Below are 16,551 nucleotides of genomic sequence, written 5' to 3'. Positions count from 1 at the left end.
AGAAGATCTCTCTTTTGTCATCTTTGGAGTCCATTAGTTAAAGTGGCACAGCTATATACGTAGGGAACGAAGGTTAAGAGATCTTCACTCAGTCGTATGGAATTTATCAAGCGCTGATAAATGGAAACAGAGGTAAGACTGCGCTCGTAGCGGTAGCGCTAACCATCTCTTGCTAGAGAATTTTTCTTTATCCTCTGGTTCATAACTTCACCAAAAAAGAATTGAGGTGTTCCTTACTCGTTCAAGCTGTTTCAAAAGTTACAGATACTGTAGGTTCCTAAAAGTGTTGAGTTCGAGATAGATCCGAAGTTTTATATCCCAATTTTCATAGAGAAGAAAGTCGAAGTTTCTATCGTCTTGAACGTGGCTCGTCATTTTTGTGTTGGGAAACAAAGATATCTTCTTATCGTCTGATTGGCACTGTGAAATAGCCCAGTTATTCGTCTAAGAATTCCAACAATTAAAGCAAATCTATTCTGTAAGCTTTCATGCCCTGTTCACTTTATCCATTCAACTAGCAAACTCGCCATATTACTGATAGCTTTATTGGTCATCGGTAGCGCTTATATAGTTAGTTAGATAGTGCAGGTTGTATAGGATTGAATTTGAGTAAGCTGTATGGAGACACGGCTCACCGCGGACAATGCTTTCCCCCCAATACCTGCGAAGTTGCCATGCGACGCTTTGTCACCATCGTGGGTTCGCTTTTGAGGAAGGTGGAAAAATCAATTTCGAAGAGAATAAATAGCTACCTCAGAGAACTAGTTCAGATTTTTAGGGGTATTTACTGTAGCTTTTCTCATTGGTTTCTAATACCGATTCTTGATGGCTTCCGACGAATGCTGAAATAGTAATAAAGAACGGAATTTACGCATACATAATCCAACAATTTATATTAATCTACTAACATCATCAGCGCTTACGTAGTGTTGTGCTGACTTAGAAGTCCGCTTTGCAGCTTCAACTGTACGAATACTTCTGATCGAGCATTTATCAATGGCACTCATCAGCGGTTCTACTTAGTCAGACGTCAACTTTGTAAAAGTAAGCTTTGTCTTCTCCGTGTAATCACAGAGAAAACCTATAAAGTCACTCTCCTTCGCCCAATATCTACTCACTCTATGACGTTCTCCCTTATCTATAGATGACACTATCTACTTCGCTTAACCCCAACCTATCTTCGCCTACTATGTCCTTCCCACAGTCGGATAGTACTCGCCCGTTTTTGGCTTGGCAGCGTATTTCTGATTGGGCGGCTGAACACTACCGCTGCCGAACATTCAACAAAGACGAGAAGATTCCGGCTCGTCCTGGACTACTCTATCTAGTGCAAAAAGGGTCAGTTCGTTTATTGGGAAACGCTCAGACTAGTGCTACGGCAAAGCGCAGCACTAGCAACACTAGAATGCCTTTAGTCGCGTCGGAAGAAGCATTCTTAGGATTTGTAGGTGCAGGGCAACCTTTCGAGGTCGTTGCACAACCACCTTTTTCCCTACAAAGTTTTGCACATGTGGATCAGACCACGGTGATTTGGCTCTATTGGAATGATTTAGAGACATGGCCTCATTTTCAAAAAGAAGTATTAGACGCTTTTCGGCGTCAGCATCAACGTAAAATGCTGTGGCTGAGCACGCTAGGTCAGCGCAGAACAATCGATCGGCTATTAGGGTTTTTGACGCTACTTATTGATGAGCATGGTGAACATTGTGAACAGGGCTATTATCTGCCGTTCCCTTTAACTCATGCTCAAATTGGCAGCGCCATTGGTTCGACTCGAGTAACAGTCACTCGGTTGATGGGCAAGCTGCGACAGGCAGGCATGATCCAAAGCTATGATGAGAACTTGATTTGCATTCCTCATGGAACTGGTGATTGGAAGATACAGCGCTAGAAGCAATTTTCTGCTTTGCTTGTTGTTTTGTAAGAATTTCAGCCAGAGAACTGTACCCAACCAGTTGACAATAGCTACGATAGCCGGACTCATTTTTCGCATTTAACGAATGAGCTGAGCCGTTAAGGCATCTTTTTCCTCTAGATACTGTCTTTAGTAGTCCTTTAGTAGGCGCGACCTAGCTTTAGACTCAAAGAGTTCAGCACAACGGCGACAGAACTCACGGCCATCAGTCCACCTGCAAAGCCTGGATTGAGAAATATGCCAAACGCTGGCAGCAGGGCTCCCGCCGCCAATGGAATGCAGATAAGGTTGTAGGAAAAGGCCCAAGCTAGGTTTTGACGAATCTTGTTCAGGGTAGCCTGACTAAGTTTGATCGCGGTGAGCACATCAGTGAGGTTATTGTTGATCAAAATAATATCAGCGGTGGCGATCGCCACCTCACTACCAGAGTTCAGAGCGATACCCACGTTTGCTTTGGCAAGAGCAGGCGCATCATTAATTCCATCACCAATCAGTCCGACCTGGTGTCCAGCAGCTTGAAGAGCAGTAATCGCACTCAACTTTTCTGCTGGCTTCACCTCGGCTTGTACGTGGGCTAAATCAAGACCGAGCTGCTGTGCGATCGCTCGAACGGCAGCTGAGCTATCGCCACTCAAAATCTGTATCGAGATGCCCATAGATTTCAGCTCAGACAACACGTTGGTCGTTTCGGATCGCAGCTGATCTGCAACGCTGATTAAACCAATCAGCTGATGTTCTTTTGTAAGGAAGACAACGGTTTTACCAGCTTTGGCAATATCTCTAGCCATCTCGTCTACAGACGCATCGATAGAGCAGCCATTTTCTGCTAGCCAATCCTTGTTCCCCAACGCAATTGTTTGATGAGATCTTTGGTCAGAGGATGAATTCGAGCAATCAGTAGATTCAATGACAGCACTAATTCCCGACCCGGCTCTCGTTTGAAAGTTGCTAGCGTTTAAGGTTGGTAATTGCTTTTGCGCCGCGGCGCTTTGAATAGCAACGGCAAGCGGGTGGCAAGTTCCACTTTCGACGGTTGCTGCTAACTGTAGCAGCTGATCTTCAGATAGCTCATCCAAAAAGGAAATACAATCAACTACCTGGGGTGAACCTGTCGTTAGCGTACCTGTCTTGTCGAAGACAAGCGTGTCAATTTTTTGGGTAGCTTCTAAGATATCGCCGCCACGGATAAGTAGCCCTTTTTCGGCGCCTATTCCAGAGCCGACTAAGATAGCAGTGGGTGTAGCTAAACCCAAAGCACAGGGACAGGCGACAACAACGACCGCGATTGCCAGCTTCAAACTTACTAGCAGTTGCAAAGAATCACCCACGGCAGGCATGTGCGCTGTATGCATATGAGCATGTCCCATCGCTAGCTGAGCAACTTCTGGCCACAGCGGCATACCGACAAAGTACCAAAAGCAAAAGGTCAGCCCAGAACAAACCAAGACACCATAGGTAAAGTAGCCAGAGATGATGTCGGCTAATCCTTGGATGGGCGCTTTGCGAGTTTGAGCCGTCTCGACCAGTTGAATCATTTGGCCCAGGGTAGTCTCTGCGCCAGTGCGGGTGACCTGAAGCGTAATGGCACCCGATTGATTGAGCGTACCGGCAAAGACAGTATCCTGCGGTTGCTTGCTAACCAGCATAGATTCTCCCGTCAGCATGGACTCGTCTAGAGAAGTTTCACCGAGCGCGATCATGCCATCGACAGGGACTTTTTCACCGGGAAGAACCTGTAGCCACTCGCCTACTTTTACCTGGTTCACCGGAACTTTGAGGCTCGCAGTAGCAGTGTTAATAGACTGCTTAGGCAGCGTAGGTTGAGGGACTAGTCTGGCAAACGGCGGCTGAAGCGCAATTAGCGATCGCAAAGACCCAGCGGATTGAAAGCGGGCTCGTTGCTCCAAGGTTCGCCCCAACAAGATGAAGCTCAGCAGCATCACTGGCTCGTCAAAGAAACACTCCCATCCCAATTGGGGAAAGAGCAAGGCTGTTAGACTCGTTAGGTAGGCACTCAGCGCTCCTAGGCTAACTAGCGTATTCATATTGGGCGTGCCACGCCTAAGGCCTTGAAACCCAGCCACTAGGATTTTTCTAGCCGGAAATAGCAAGGTCAGCGTAGCGAGCGTGCCATGAAACCACAAGGTCGTGATGACAGGCAAGGTGAGTAGCGTACTGAATGGACCGCGAAGATCAAAATGTTGTAGATGACCAAGCACAGAGAAGGCAAGCAGAATCGATGCGATCGCTAACCGACTTATTTGATTTTGCTGATCTTGCTCTTGTTTAGCTAGCCAGTCAGACTCAGCACTTAGTCCCGTGATATTGGCCTGGCGTAGCGTTGATGGATAGCCTGCATCGGTTAAAGCCTGCGCAATTGCCCTGCCATCTGCTTGAGGTAGGCACTCTAGCGCGGCTACTTCAGTTAATAGGTTGACTGTAGCAGTGAGCACCCCGTCACACTGTGCTAGCTTTTTTTCTACAGTGCTGACACAACCCGCACACATCATGCCTGTGATATCTAGCACAATCGTCTGAGGCTCAGCAGATTCGGTCGAAAGGTTAGGCGAGACTGGCAGATTCGAGTCAGACTTGCTGAGAGCATTCGTCCGATTAGAGGTCGTTTTTTCGATGGGTCGAGAAGGTGGGGCAGCAGGCAAGCTCATACAAAAAGTGGCTTAAAGGTAGATACAGTCAGGAATTTCTCTTTTGAGCCTACGTTACTTTTCTGGCTTTGTTAGTGATCCCAGCGAATAAATTATTGATTTCATATTGAGATTTAGTAAGTAATCATCTTGGAAATCGTCTTGAGCAAAAAGTGTTTGACCGCGACTATAGACTTAGAGTTTCCCAATGGGAGGAGGTCACTAGAGCGGTCTAGGACAGACAGCGGATAGGCGCAAAGTCACACTCGAGGTGGTTTTGTTGTCTGTGAAATGACCTGCAAAGCTAAAGCGAAGTCAATTGTATGTTTCCAGACACTACTCACCATTGGGCTAAAGGCTGCATCGTAGCTCTAGCGAAGCGAGGGATGATCAGCGGGTATGCCAACACTACATTCCGTCCGCTTGCTGTAGTCAGTCGAGCTGAGTTTGCAGCCTTGATGCGTCAAAGTTTCCCAGGGCTACCGACAAGGCAATCGGCTCGTCCGTTTCCGGACGTACCACCGCAGTACTGGGCAAATGAGGTAATCGCCTGGGCTTCAGAACGCGGCCTGCTTAGTGGGGATAGATCAGGTCGATTTCTGCCTATGCAGGCCATTTCTAGAGTGCAGGCAGTCGTAGTGTTGATGGCAGCCCTGTCAGCTGAACAAACCACTGCAAGAATTCGCCTTCCTAAGACAGAGCCAGCCGAGCGCGAGCAACTAATCAGGCGAACGTTTACAGATGCCACAGCAATTCCAGACTATGGCCGAGAAGCTGTTGGGCAGGCGATCGCAGCCAATCTATTTGAATCTCAGCTAGCACCTAGAGCCTTTTTGCCCAACCAATCAATCACTAGAGGAGAAGTGGCGGCGATACTATGTTGGGCACTGGCAATTTCCGTCGCAGAACTTACTGAAACTTCTCCTTTGAAACCGGCACTGACAAGAGATAGAAAAGGACTATTTGAAAAATTTATTCATCAGGAAGCGGAATTCAATGCCGAGAAACTCGCTTTTTTAGATCGAGGCATCCAAAGTTCGCCATTTCGCAATCGTCTATCTCAAGCAGTCGGATACCTACAGCAAACAGAGCCGCAGGCAATCACAGGCCAATCAGCGGCAATACCTTCACCACTAGAAAATACCGCCACTTATCCTATTCGGGGCGATCGCCCGGAAATAGATGCAACGGGACTAGATTTTCTGGCGCCCGATATCTTGTCTGCTTGCGTATGCCTATCAACCATGCGATCAGGCGAGCTGAGATCTCGCTGGCTAGGTCGAGAGGCCTTTGTTAATCGACAGATGTGGAGTGCCACTAAGTTTTTACCTTTGCTCAAGGTAATCGAGCAGGCCAATAAGGCCGCGCCTAACGTACCGATTGGGGACTGCTCCGTACATCCAGCTGGCTCCCGGTCAGGCTTTCCGTTTCATGTGCTGGCAAATGGCACTGTATCTTATGACAATCGGGTGGCAACTTCCAACTCGCTAGCGGCCATGTTTAAGCGATTCACCACGCCAGAGAGACTAGAGAAGTGGACACAGCAGCTCACGGGCAATCAGCAGCTAGCATTCCAGGGTCGCTATGGTGAGGTACCCTTTATCGAGTTTCCAGAGCTGTGGTCTGCAAACGGCCAAAAGGTACTCGAATCGCCACGTCAGGCTCATCGAGGACAAAATTTGGTCTCGACCTATGATCTCACTCGACTAATCACGATAGTGGGCTGGCACTGGCGACTGCCACCGCGCGCAGTTGTCCCCAATGTGCAGGGCCATAGTTTGAGCAGCCTGATCCAGGCGATGGGCGTAGATACGGCTCGATATATTGATGTCGCTTTGGAAACGCTATCGCTAACTGAGGTGGTGCGATCGCCTGTAATTATCTCAAAGTGTGGGTTTGGTCGAAGCGATCAGCGCGATCGCACTGAGTTAACCTACTGCGCCCTAGCCGAATTCGATCTCCCTCGAGTTGGAGCTTGCGATCCAACCGCTAGCCACCAGCACTATTCAATTGGGATGACGCTGATTGCCGCTCAGCAAACGGGCGATATCGATCAAGAAGCTAGATTTGTCGATGCCCTGATGGCAACTGAAGTCACAGAGATTATTCAGCAGCTGATTTTAGGAAAGCTGTGATGCATAGCAGTGGCGCGATCGCCGTTTCGGCCATAGAGCCTAGAAACATAGAGACTAGAGTCACAGAGACTTAACCCATAGAGATTCAGCCATATCACTCAGCCGCACCAAGTCTGTTCTTCATGCCGAGCTACTCACCCAATGAAATATCAGCGGCCTAACTTTTGCCGAATGCGCTGCGCCAATAGATCGGCTTCAGGAATTTTGAGCACAATCGTCAGCAAGGCAAAGGTAATTAGTCCAATCCCTCCTGCGATAGACATCTGAATGAGGTTTGCTAGAAAGCCGTCTGAGCCCACAATAGTCACCAGCCCGCCCCTGGTCAGCCAGCAGAAAACGCCGCTAAGAAAGCTTGCACCTGTGATAGTCGCAATGCTACGAGCCCAGTCTGCTACCGGTAAGCCATCGATTTTGCGAGCTAATAACACCGTCATGGCAACCAGCGAAACAATATTGACCCCAATCGTCGCTACGACCAAGCCCGGCGGACCCATTAGATTGAAAAACACATAGTCCAGAACAGCATTGGTAATGATGTTGACAAGGCTGATATTAAACGGAGTCTGACCATCGCCGAGCGCGTAAAACACCCGCACCATGACATCTCTAGCAAGATAGACAAACATCCCCGCCCCATAGGCAATCAGCATCGCTGTCACCAGCGCTACGGCGTCTTCATCGAATGCACCCCGCTCATAAACGACGCTGACAATCGGTCTGGCCAAGGTCACAATCAACGCGCTTAGCGGCAGCATCGTCAGCGCCACCAGAATCAAGCTTTGACGGATACGCTGCTTCAATTCGGGCCACTGATTAGGCAGGCTTAAGCGAGAAAAGATTGGCAGGAAAGGAACCAAGACAATATTAGAGATAATGCCTAGCGGTGCCTGGATCAGCAGGTTGGCAAAATTCAAAGAGGCTAGGGTCCCTGGGACTCTTGCAGCAAAGTACAAGTCGGTATAGACATTAATTTGCAAGCTGCCAGAGGAAAACGTCGCGGGTGCTAACACTTTAATGACGTCGCGAACCCCTGGATCTTTGAAATTGAATCCTGGCTTTGGACGACCCAAACCAGACTTCCACAGGGCGGGAACTTGGACCAACCATTGCAAAATAGCGCCAACTAGTGAGCCCAGCGCCAGAACTATTCCGCCAACCATCAGATTACTAGGATCGCTAATACCCTCGCCAAGAACCAGCCAGAGCAGGCCCAGCGCGATCATTACCGCTGAACTCGATAGCAGTGGGCTAATGGACGGTAGCCAATACTGATCGGCGGCGTTGAGCGTCCCAAAGCCGATGCCGATGAAGCCGGCAAAAAGCGTAATAGGAGCCATAATGCGTAGCTGCGTGATTGCGATCGCGCGGCTCTCTAGGCCTACCTCCGTCGCGCTAAAGCCTTGGCCGATAAAGCCAATAATGGGATCGGCAAACACCACCAGCGCCACCGTTGCAGCCGCTAACACAATTGCAATCAGAGTTGTCACCGTCTCGACTAGCGGAGCAATCTCTTCTTTCTTTCGCTTAGCCACTACGCTGACGATGGCACTATGAAAGGGGCCGTTGATACCCCCTAGCAAGATCAGCAAAAAACCTGGAATCACATACGAGATGCTATAGGCATCGGTCACTGGCCCCGTACCGAAGGCGGCGGCGATCGCCGTTTCGCGCAGCAGTCCAAACACCTTACTTAGCAGCGTTGCGGCTGCCACAATCCCGGCAATTCCAGCTAGTGATCGCTTACCCAAAATGATTCCTCATAAAAGCGCACCCGAAAAGTTATTCATTAGGATACATCCGCCAAAAGGCGACCTATTCCTAGCCGTTTTAGGCAAACCTAAGAATCGATCAGTCCTCATTTAATCACTTCAAGACTCGCGCTAGACCACCGGCACGCTAGACCAATGACTAGATCACCGCACCGCTGTTCTCATCCATCCGCTAATGGCGTCTATGAAAATAGTCAGACCGATAAAAACAAGCAGCGTAGCAGCCAAACTGCCATAGTCGAAGCTGCTGAGCTGTTCTGTCATCAGCCGGCCTAACCCGCCGACACCAACGATGCCAACAATGACGGTTTCGCGAAGGCAGACTTCCCAGCGATAGAGTATGTAGGCTAGAAATCGCGGCAGATTAGCCGGGAATACGCCATAGAACACGATGCCGCTGCTGGAGGCTCCTAGCGATCGCAGTGCCCGCAGCGGCCCATCTGGCAGGTTCTCATTGACCTCAGCCATTAACCGGCCCAAGATACCAAAGTTGTGAGCAGCCAGCGCTAGCGCACCTGGCCAAATCCCTGGATACATCCCAAAAACAACAATTAGTGCCAGTATCGGCGCAGGGATGGCTCTAGCCGCTAGCAAAATCATTCTTGAGAGTACAAGCACACCATGTCCTAAACTCAGCCGCTGAGTAGAGCCAATACTCTGTAGTAACCCACCGGGTAAGAAAAAATTCTGAGCGGCAGGAAAAGAAAACAGAACACCGCCTATTCCAGCCAGGTTGATCGCTAAGATAGACATCGCCATCGTCTGAAGTGCTAACGGCACTAGGGAAAAAGAGAATGCCGGTAAAACTTGCTCTGCTGTAAGCTCGCTGGCTAGATCCGCGAGAAAGGGGACAGATCTGCCTATTCGCCCCCAATCAATATTGAGATAGGCAAAGCACAGAGGTATACACAGCGCGATCGCAATTAAAGAACCCCAAACGAATGTCCGGTTTTTATCGGTTTGCCTAGTTGCTACCGGCACTAGGGCGCGTTTGGACTTATCGGCTAGATCTAGTCGGCTGACAAACCCCATCTGCCGCCTGAGCTTCGCACTCCAGGTATCAACTAGACCATTGAGCAATATCAGCGCATAAAAGCCTGTCCAAACCTCCGCATATTGTAAAGACTGCCAGCTCAGAAAGATTTGTTCACCCAGACCACCTGCGCCGATAATGCCGAGCACTGCCGCCGCTCGCAACGAACATTCAAACCGATAGAACCCATAGGAAATCAGGTTAGGTAGAGCTTGTGGGAGCTGGGCATAACAGAAAGCAGCGATGCGATTACTTCCGCTATTGACTAGGGCGGTCAATGGCCCAATAGGCGTTTCGTCTATGATTTCGGAAAAAACTTTGGCTGTGATAGCCCCGAAAGGAATCGCGATCGCGCCCACGCCCACAATCGGATCGAGTCCTAACACGCTCAGTAGCAGCAGTCCCCAAATTACTTCGTGAATAGCCCTAGGTATGGCCAACCCTCCTCGCAGTGCTATCCATACAGCTCGACCTACGGCTCCAGGTAGGAAGATCTGCCACCAAACCCGCGAGCAGACGACACCCAGCACTAAACCTATCACCAGGCTAAGTGTCGTTCCACAAACCGCAAAAGCGAAGGTTGTGAGCGTTGCTTTTGCCATCACCCCAAGGAAAGTAGGGTTTAGCTCGGGCTGAAAGCTAGCTGATAGGAACTGGTAGATCGATGCACGTCCACTCCAGTTCAACTCGGGAGTATTCGATATCCACAGCGCCCAAATTGTTAGCAAGAGCCATAGAACGAACGCAAAGATTTTCTGATGATCGACTAGGCGTTGACTAGATGCTCGAAGTGCTTGCGCTCCACCAGCGCTAGGAACGCTATCTCTATAGACACCTTTAGTAGTGGATTTTTTCAAAGGGAACTCTACGCTGTCCTAGTCTGTTAGCTCAAAACCTTCTGCTAGTGACTCGCTAGATTACAGTCCTCTAGATTGTACAGAGCCGCTAGCTGCTCAGGGCTCACCTGATTGCTAGGTAGATCAAACAGAATACGCCCCTGACGCAGGCCGATGAGGCGATCGCAATAGGTCTGTGCTAAAGCCACATCGTGCAAACTGACGACCAGCGTCCTGTTTTGTCCTAACTGGGCTAGCAGCAACATTACATCATGCGAGCGGGCCGGATCGACGCTAGCGACTGGCTCATCGGCTATCACTATCGCCGGATCTTGAACCAACATCCGAGCTAGGGCTACTCGCTGCTGCTGCCCACCTGAGAGTCGATCGGTTCGAGCATAGAGTTTGTCTGCAATACCGAGCTGCTCAAGTGCGTGTTTGGCTGCGTTTACCTGCTGAGGCCAAATCAAAGACCACAGCGCCTTCCATAGAGGCCATCTTCCCAAGTGCCCAGCGTTGACGTTATGGATTACCGATAAATTATCGATTAGCTGGTGCTGCTGATAAACGCTGCCAATCTGCCTTTGCAATCTTCTACGCTCGGATCCGCGTAAGGTATGTATCGCTTTTCCGAGCACCTGCACTGAGCCTTGATCAGGGTTTAGTCCACCGTTAAATAGGCTAAGTAGTGTACTTTTGCCAGCACCGCTAGGGCCGACAAGGGCAACTTTTTCACCAGAGGCGATCGCCACACTCACTGCTTGCAATGCCACCACCGATCCAAACCGACAGCTTACCGAGTCCAATTGCAGTGCTATATTCATCCGCTACTGAATCTTGCCAATCTCACGACCGACAGCTTCAATTTGAGCGTAATTTTCGTTCTCAGTTTCGATAAACTTATCGGCCCCAAACAGCTCCAAAATAGCAGCCTGGTCTGGGTCATTCTTATCTAGCTTTAGTAGCGCGGTCTGAATATTGCGCGTAAAACCCTCGCCAAATTTCTTATCAACCGCTTTATTGTTAACTACCCAGTGGTAGTCGTAATAAGCCGGTGTTTGCCAGATAGCTTGAACCTTGCTTTGATCCACTTCACCGGCGGTCAAACGATCCAGCCATACCTGTTCATTGAGCGCCCCTATATCATAGGTACCTGCTTCAACTAGCTTAATCGTGGCATCGTGAGAGCCCGAAAATCCCGGTTCACTCTTAAAATCAGACAGTTTCACGCCCGATTGCTCCAAAAAATACTGAGGCATTAGCCGACCAGACGTAGAGGATTCAGAGCCAAAAGTGATGGTCTTACCCTTGAGATTAACCAGCTCTGCGGAATCACTAATGGGTGCTAGATCGCTGGCGGTACTAGCAATGAAAATGGTGTGGAATTCAGCGTCAATATCTCTTTGAGCGATCGCCTCTGAGTCGGGTACTTGCAGCCTAGCTTGAACACCTGTTAACCCACCAAACCAAACGAGATCTAGGTCTCCCACTTTGAACGCAGTAACAGCTGCTGCGTAGTCTGTCACAGCCTGATAAGTAACAGGTACACCTAGCTCCTGACTCAAATATTCAGACAAAATCCCATATAGCCGCTGTAGCTTTTCAGGGTCTTGGTCGGGGATAGCACCCACCCTCAAAGTTTGCGCCGGGGCCGAGATGCCCACGCCTTGCCTTTGGCTGTCACCACAACCCCAGCCGATAGACGACAAAAGCGCAAAGCTAAAAAAGAATAGAACGAGGGAACGTCTTCGGTAGCGTGGGAAATGTGCCATCTAGCTGAAATTACCTGCTCTAGTCAGAGCTAACGAGAATAGCAAGTTTTGATCGTTATAGACAAATCAGGATAGTAAATCAGGACAATGAGTTTTCCCCAGGTGATCGCCCTACCGAGGCTGCAGCACTCTTGCCAAAACCTAGGCAGTGAGATGAAAGGTTTTGTATTCCTAACGCCACAAAACGGCTCAGACTTATTGACATCAAATAGCGCCGTGCTTTTTTTGGGCGTGGAATGTGCTAGCTGCAAAGCAGCGTTGTACATACATCTGAGCAAGGCAGTGTAAAGGTAAATGCTCGTTCGCGCAATAGATGAGGTCGCAAAATTTGATTGTTCGATAAGTCTGAACCCAAACTGTTTTTTTATCTTTGCAAAAAGCCATTCAGCAGTTTTCCACCGATTCCTCAAGAGTTTTCCACAGGATTCAAAAAGTTTTCCACAGGATTCAAAAAGTTTTCCACAGATTTTTACCCAAAATCAGTAGGTTCAAGCCTTTCTTAGGATTACCCAAATCAAAACCCTTCTAAAATGAGAGAGTAAGCAGAAAATGTAAACTTATACGAAGTAGAAAGCCTGAAAGTACTTGTTCCTCGTTCGATAAAAATATTTGCAAAGAGCGATTACTAATATTTCTATCATTGACAAAGCCAAACTAAATCAGCAAAATACTTCGACAGCCTGCTTACAACGGCAGGAGAACAACAGGCGCTATGCAGAGGTTTCCCATGCAGCTAAATGTCAGTGTTTTAGCAGAAATTCCTGAGGATCTTCACAACGCTCTCAATGGTTTTTTAGAAACTCATCCAACATGGGACCAAGACAGGATGTATGCGGCAGCGCTGTCTTTGTTCTTGCTGCAAAATGGCCAGAAAGAGGGAGATCAAACGCCTTCAAGGATTTACTTAGATACTTTGTTTGACTATGCCCGTTAGCTTCTTGCTGAAATTATTTCCCTAACTGTATCTACAGTAGGTTCTTACCCCTTAGGCGTATGTCTACAAAAATCTCTATCCCTAAACTCTATGTTCTTCGAAGCTCTATATGAAGCTCTATATATATAAGGTGCGCTATCTAGCCAAAGGTAATGTCCAGCCACCGGAGCTGTTTACTCCACTCGTTTGCATTGACCATTCCTGACTTCAGTTAGAACCAGTAGAACTGGTATGGCTTTAGCCTGCGACAGATGGCAGCATAGATATCACCAGCAGAGAGGCCTTCCCCATATTTTGACAATTTGGGTATAGTAGGTTAAGTCGTATTACGAGCGCTAGACAATCATGTCTGCAAGTCCTGCTGATCGGGAGACTGCTAACCAAGTAGCCCATCGGACAGCGACGCAGGATTCTTTGCTACTCAGAGAAGTATTACAGAGTATTAGTGCGCAGAGCTGCCCGAAAACGTACAATTTTCATATGCATACCTACTGCTCTGACGGCAAGTTAGCGCCGTCAGAGCTTATGGAGCAAGCTGTCAAGATTGGCTTGCGGGGTATTGCGATTACTGATCACCACACGATCAAGGGCTATTCTCAGGCAAAGGCATGGATGGAAGACTGGCGCTGGCACAATCCTTCTCCTTGGAGGCGAAATCCTAAGCCCGGGGCCAAAAACCTGCCTAAAGTATGGACAGGTATTGAAATTACTTCTTTCCTAGCAGAGACTGACGTTCATATTCTGGGCTACGCATTCAAGCCTACTCACGAAGCGATTCGACCTTACACACGGGGAGCTGCGCCCAGGGGGCAAGCACGTGAAGCGACTAATGTTATTCGGGCTATTCAGTCTGCTGGTGGGATTGCGATACTTGCCCATCCTGTTCGCTATCGTACTGACGAAGAGCTTCTGATCCGTGCTGCCTTTGAGTTAGGGATTGACGGCGTTGAAACATACTATGCCTACGACAACCCTAAAGTTTGGCGCCCGAGCCCAGGTAAAACTGAACGAGTAGCTGCTCTCGCAAAAGAATTAGATTTGCTTAGTAGCTGCGGAACTGATACACACGGCAAAACGATTACTAGGCGTCTTTAGGACCTAGTATCTCCAACCTCAGTTCGAGCTAAGTGCAGCACCTAAAAGAGAGCAGGCAGACTAGAAGATACTAAAACAAAGCAGTTCTGCTTGCCGCTATGTCTAGATCGGTAGACGCCTTTGTGTTTCCGGTCGTTGTGGTATGGCAAAAGAAAAAGCGATCGCCGAAGCTTACCCATCAATATCTTCAGCTGCCGATGGTAGCTGCTCCACACAGCCCTCAGGTTGGTAAATGACTTCCACGCTCACTTGATACTGAGTGGGCGTCTCTGGCTGCCCGAAATCACTTCGCTCAATCGCATCTAGAGCCTGGCGATTGAGTAGGTCATAGCCAATGCTTTTGAGTACTTTGGTCTCTGATTGGCTGCCATCAGGATTAACAACTACACCAATCAAGCCGTCTGCCGGTGGATTGTCTTTACAGACTTTGAAGTTAGAGTCGATAGTGACTGCTGCTTGCTGAGTGTCTATTTCGCTCTTGTTTTCAGCAGTTTGAGTCAACCAAGCTTGCAAGTTGGCATCGGCTTCTGCTTGCGAGACATCAGTCGGATCGTAGATAAACCCTGCTAACAGTCGACTAGAATCACCTTGAGCAGGTGCTACGTCAATCGAGTCTGGGGGCAAAACAGCAATATCGGTTGGTTCAGTTTGCGGCTCGGCTGATGTGCTCGGACTTTCATCGGTTGCTAAAGGCGATCGCGTTTCTTCCGATAGAGCACTATCGTCTGCAAGTGCACGATTTTCAGTCGACTCTAGAGCATCCTCGATCGAACGGGGCGTTGTCTGTAGATCAGCTGCCGAAGGCGCTTCTCCGGCGGCTGGCAGGTTTGGAAGAGCTGTACTTGACGAGCTGCTACCGTTACCCGGTGTAATCGATAGGTTGCCAGTTGTCACGTTAGGCAGAGGAGTTGACGGCGGTGGCAAAACAGAAACAGTGGGTCTTTGTCTGACAGAAGGCCTGACAGGCGGCGAGGGTAGAGGCCTAGGCGAGGGTAGAGTTCTGACTGTAGACGGACCAACAGAGGTTCTAGGTACTCTAAAAATGGGATTGGGTGTAGGTCTACGAGTCGATAGTGTCGGTGAGGGAAGCCTCCCAGCAGGTGTAGATTTTCGCGGGAGTTGACCTCTGCTAAGTGATGAAAGGTTAGAGGGCAATCCTAGTTCTTCGCTAAGCCCGGTACGGCTAGGTGGCAAAACGCGCGGCTGTGCAAAGGCAGGCAGGCGACTGCGCTCGGCAGGGGTCAGCTGTACGAGCGGGACGATGGTCTCCTCAGCTTCTGCTTGCTGCGCTGCCTCGCTAAGGGCAGCGAAGGAAAAGTTAGTGCGGGGGCCAAATGCAAAGAAGAGAGCATGAGCACCCACAGAGAGCAAGACACCAGTTGCGGTGGGACTAACAAACTTGGCTGTCCGCGAAAGAGGACGAACAGCTGATCTTAGTCGAGAGGAAAAGGCCATAACTTTCGGACAGTAATTAACGATATTTATTGGCGGTACGTATGTCTATATACATGCTTTGGCTTCAAGAGATATCTGGCGTGTGACTGACTATAGCGTAGTCGATTTGAGCAGAAAGCTGCTTTTAGATGTATGCCAATTTTGAGAAAGAAAGTCGCTCTTGCTGCTCACTTTCAGTACCCAGTCGCATTAGGCGAGCGGTCAATTGTTTTGCACAATCATGATCGAAAAGTACGGTAGCTTGAGATTTGGATGTGACCGAAGATCACTGTAGATGACCTGATCAGCTTTGGTGGCGTTCTGAACAACATAGCTACGCGCCAGCAGTCGCCGCTCGGCTAGTATCTTCCACACTTGACTATAGACACTGCTAACTTTCATAAGAACAATAACTTCTGCTGAGTCGAGCGCAGTCTCTAGTTGCTGAGCGTCATAGAGCGCAGGCAAGATAGTCAGCCTTTGGTGTTGATAGGTTAGAGGAATGCCGAGGGCAGCAGCAGCGGCCATTGGAGAGGAGATACCAGCGATCGCACTTACCTTTACATCAGGATGCAACTGCTGCAAGCTCTGCGCTAAATAAGTGAAGGTACTATAGAAGCTAATATCACCTTCGCAAGCAAAGGCGACATTGCCTGTTTGCAAATAGGGCCAGACTTCCCTAGCAGCTTGCTTCCAAGCAACGCTTAGCTGTTCTAGATCCTGCACGTAAGGAAACTGTAGGGGTAGCTGTACCTGTTCTGGCGATAGCCACGGCGTGATAATCTGCTGTGCCACACCAGACTGACCTCGCAATCCTGCTGGGAAAGCCACCACAGGCACCGAGCGCAGACAGTTGAGCGCCTTGAGCGTAATCAACTCTGGGTCACCTGGTCCAACGCCTAGTCCATAAAGCGTTCCTGGTAGCTGCTCTGAAGGTAGTTGCTGAGGAATGGGCTGCTGTTCGAGCGGGCTCCCCATTATGG

At 49.1% G+C, this 16,551-nt stretch carries 11 protein-coding genes; 4 read left to right on the top strand and 7 right to left on the bottom strand.

Annotated features, from left to right (window positions below):
- The first annotated feature begins 1,144 nt into the window (after positions 1–1,144).
- Entirely contained in the window at positions 1,145–1,891 is a 747-nt protein-coding gene (locus tag S7335_RS07995) for a Crp/Fnr family transcriptional regulator (protein WP_006455105.1), read from the top strand.
- A gap of 164 nt (positions 1,892–2,055) precedes the next feature.
- On the opposite strand, the gene S7335_RS07990 is transcribed toward S7335_RS07995, so the two are convergent.
- Complete coding sequence (locus tag S7335_RS07990; protein ID WP_006455400.1) at positions 2,056–4,581, bottom strand: cation-translocating P-type ATPase; 2,526 nt, start codon at positions 4,579–4,581, stop codon at positions 2,056–2,058.
- A gap of 302 nt (positions 4,582–4,883) precedes the next feature.
- On the opposite strand from S7335_RS07990, the gene S7335_RS07985 reads away from it, so the two are divergent.
- A complete protein-coding gene (locus tag S7335_RS07985; RefSeq protein WP_006454043.1) occupies positions 4,884–6,695 on the top strand; it encodes an S-layer homology domain-containing protein in 1,812 nt (603 codons plus the stop codon).
- 149 nt (positions 6,696–6,844) lie between these two features.
- Here the strand turns inward: S7335_RS07985 and murJ are convergent, their stop codons facing one another.
- The 4 genes from murJ to S7335_RS07965 all read right to left on the bottom strand — a co-directional run bounded on the left by murJ (position 6,845) and on the right by S7335_RS07965 (position 12,105).
- The gene (gene murJ, locus S7335_RS07980) at positions 6,845–8,443 is read right to left on the bottom strand and encodes a murein biosynthesis integral membrane protein MurJ (RefSeq protein WP_006454872.1); all 1,599 of its coding nucleotides are present in this window, start codon (positions 8,441–8,443) and stop codon (positions 6,845–6,847) included.
- Positions 8,444–8,608: 165 nt separating this feature from the next.
- Positions 8,609–10,354 carry an ABC transporter permease gene (locus tag S7335_RS07975; protein WP_006454701.1) on the bottom strand — a complete coding sequence of 582 codons (1,746 nt, stop codon included), beginning with the start codon at positions 10,352–10,354 and terminating at the stop codon, positions 8,609–8,611.
- Positions 10,355–10,398: 44 nt separating this feature from the next.
- Positions 10,399–11,157, bottom strand: a complete 759-nt coding sequence (locus tag S7335_RS07970; RefSeq protein WP_006457109.1) for a phosphonate ABC transporter ATP-binding protein — start codon at positions 11,155–11,157, stop codon at positions 10,399–10,401.
- 3 nt (positions 11,158–11,160) lie between these two features.
- Positions 11,161–12,105, bottom strand: a complete 945-nt coding sequence (locus S7335_RS07965; protein ID WP_071776918.1) for a putative selenate ABC transporter substrate-binding protein — start codon at positions 12,103–12,105, stop codon at positions 11,161–11,163.
- Between the two features lie 727 nt (positions 12,106–12,832).
- Between S7335_RS07965 and S7335_RS07955 the strand changes: the two genes are divergently transcribed.
- Positions 12,833–13,039, top strand: coding sequence for a DUF2811 domain-containing protein (locus S7335_RS07955; RefSeq protein WP_006457211.1), 207 nt, complete (start codon positions 12,833–12,835; stop codon positions 13,037–13,039).
- 345 nt (positions 13,040–13,384) lie between these two features.
- The gene (locus tag S7335_RS07950; RefSeq protein ID WP_038015890.1) at positions 13,385–14,134 is read left to right on the top strand and encodes a PHP domain-containing protein; all 750 of its coding nucleotides are present in this window, start codon (positions 13,385–13,387) and stop codon (positions 14,132–14,134) included.
- A 171-nt stretch (positions 14,135–14,305) separates the two neighbouring features.
- On the opposite strand, the gene S7335_RS29375 is transcribed toward S7335_RS07950, so the two are convergent.
- Complete coding sequence (locus S7335_RS29375; protein ID WP_038015887.1) at positions 14,306–15,589, bottom strand: energy transducer TonB; 1,284 nt, start codon at positions 15,587–15,589, stop codon at positions 14,306–14,308.
- A gap of 201 nt (positions 15,590–15,790) precedes the next feature.
- Positions 15,791–16,546, bottom strand: coding sequence for a precorrin-2 C(20)-methyltransferase (locus S7335_RS07940; protein WP_006456901.1), 756 nt, complete (start codon positions 16,544–16,546; stop codon positions 15,791–15,793).
- Positions 16,547–16,551: the final 5 nt, after the last annotated feature.

This window comes from Synechococcus sp. PCC 7335 (genome assembly GCF_000155595.1).
GTDB lineage: Bacteria > Cyanobacteriota > Cyanobacteriia > Phormidesmidales > Phormidesmidaceae > Phormidesmis.
The sequence above is the reverse complement of the archived record's forward strand: the minus strand, read 5'-3'. Positions and strand labels throughout refer to the sequence as shown.

What these genes read in the sequence shown, in the direction of transcription:
- S7335_RS29375 (WP_038015887.1), bottom strand. Translation starts at nt 15,589, where the DNA reads ATGGCCTTTTCCTCTCGACTAAGATCAGCTGTTCGTCCTCTTTCGCGG.
- S7335_RS07965 (WP_071776918.1), bottom strand. Translation starts at nt 12,105, where the DNA reads ATGGCACATTTCCCACGCTACCGAAGACGTTCCCTCGTTCTATTCTTT.
- S7335_RS07995 (WP_006455105.1), top strand. Translation starts at nt 1,145, where the DNA reads ATGACACTATCTACTTCGCTTAACCCCAACCTATCTTCGCCTACTATG.
- S7335_RS07990 (WP_006455400.1), bottom strand. Translation starts at nt 4,581, where the DNA reads ATGAGCTTGCCTGCTGCCCCACCTTCTCGACCCATCGAAAAAACGACC.
- S7335_RS07985 (WP_006454043.1), top strand. Translation starts at nt 4,884, where the DNA reads ATGTTTCCAGACACTACTCACCATTGGGCTAAAGGCTGCATCGTAGCT.
- S7335_RS07970 (WP_006457109.1), bottom strand. Translation starts at nt 11,157, where the DNA reads ATGAATATAGCACTGCAATTGGACTCGGTAAGCTGTCGGTTTGGATCG.
- S7335_RS07955 (WP_006457211.1), top strand. Translation starts at nt 12,833, where the DNA reads ATGCAGCTAAATGTCAGTGTTTTAGCAGAAATTCCTGAGGATCTTCAC.
- S7335_RS07940 (WP_006456901.1), bottom strand. Translation starts at nt 16,546, where the DNA reads ATGGGGAGCCCGCTCGAACAGCAGCCCATTCCTCAGCAACTACCTTCA.
- S7335_RS07950 (WP_038015890.1), top strand. Translation starts at nt 13,385, where the DNA reads ATGTCTGCAAGTCCTGCTGATCGGGAGACTGCTAACCAAGTAGCCCAT.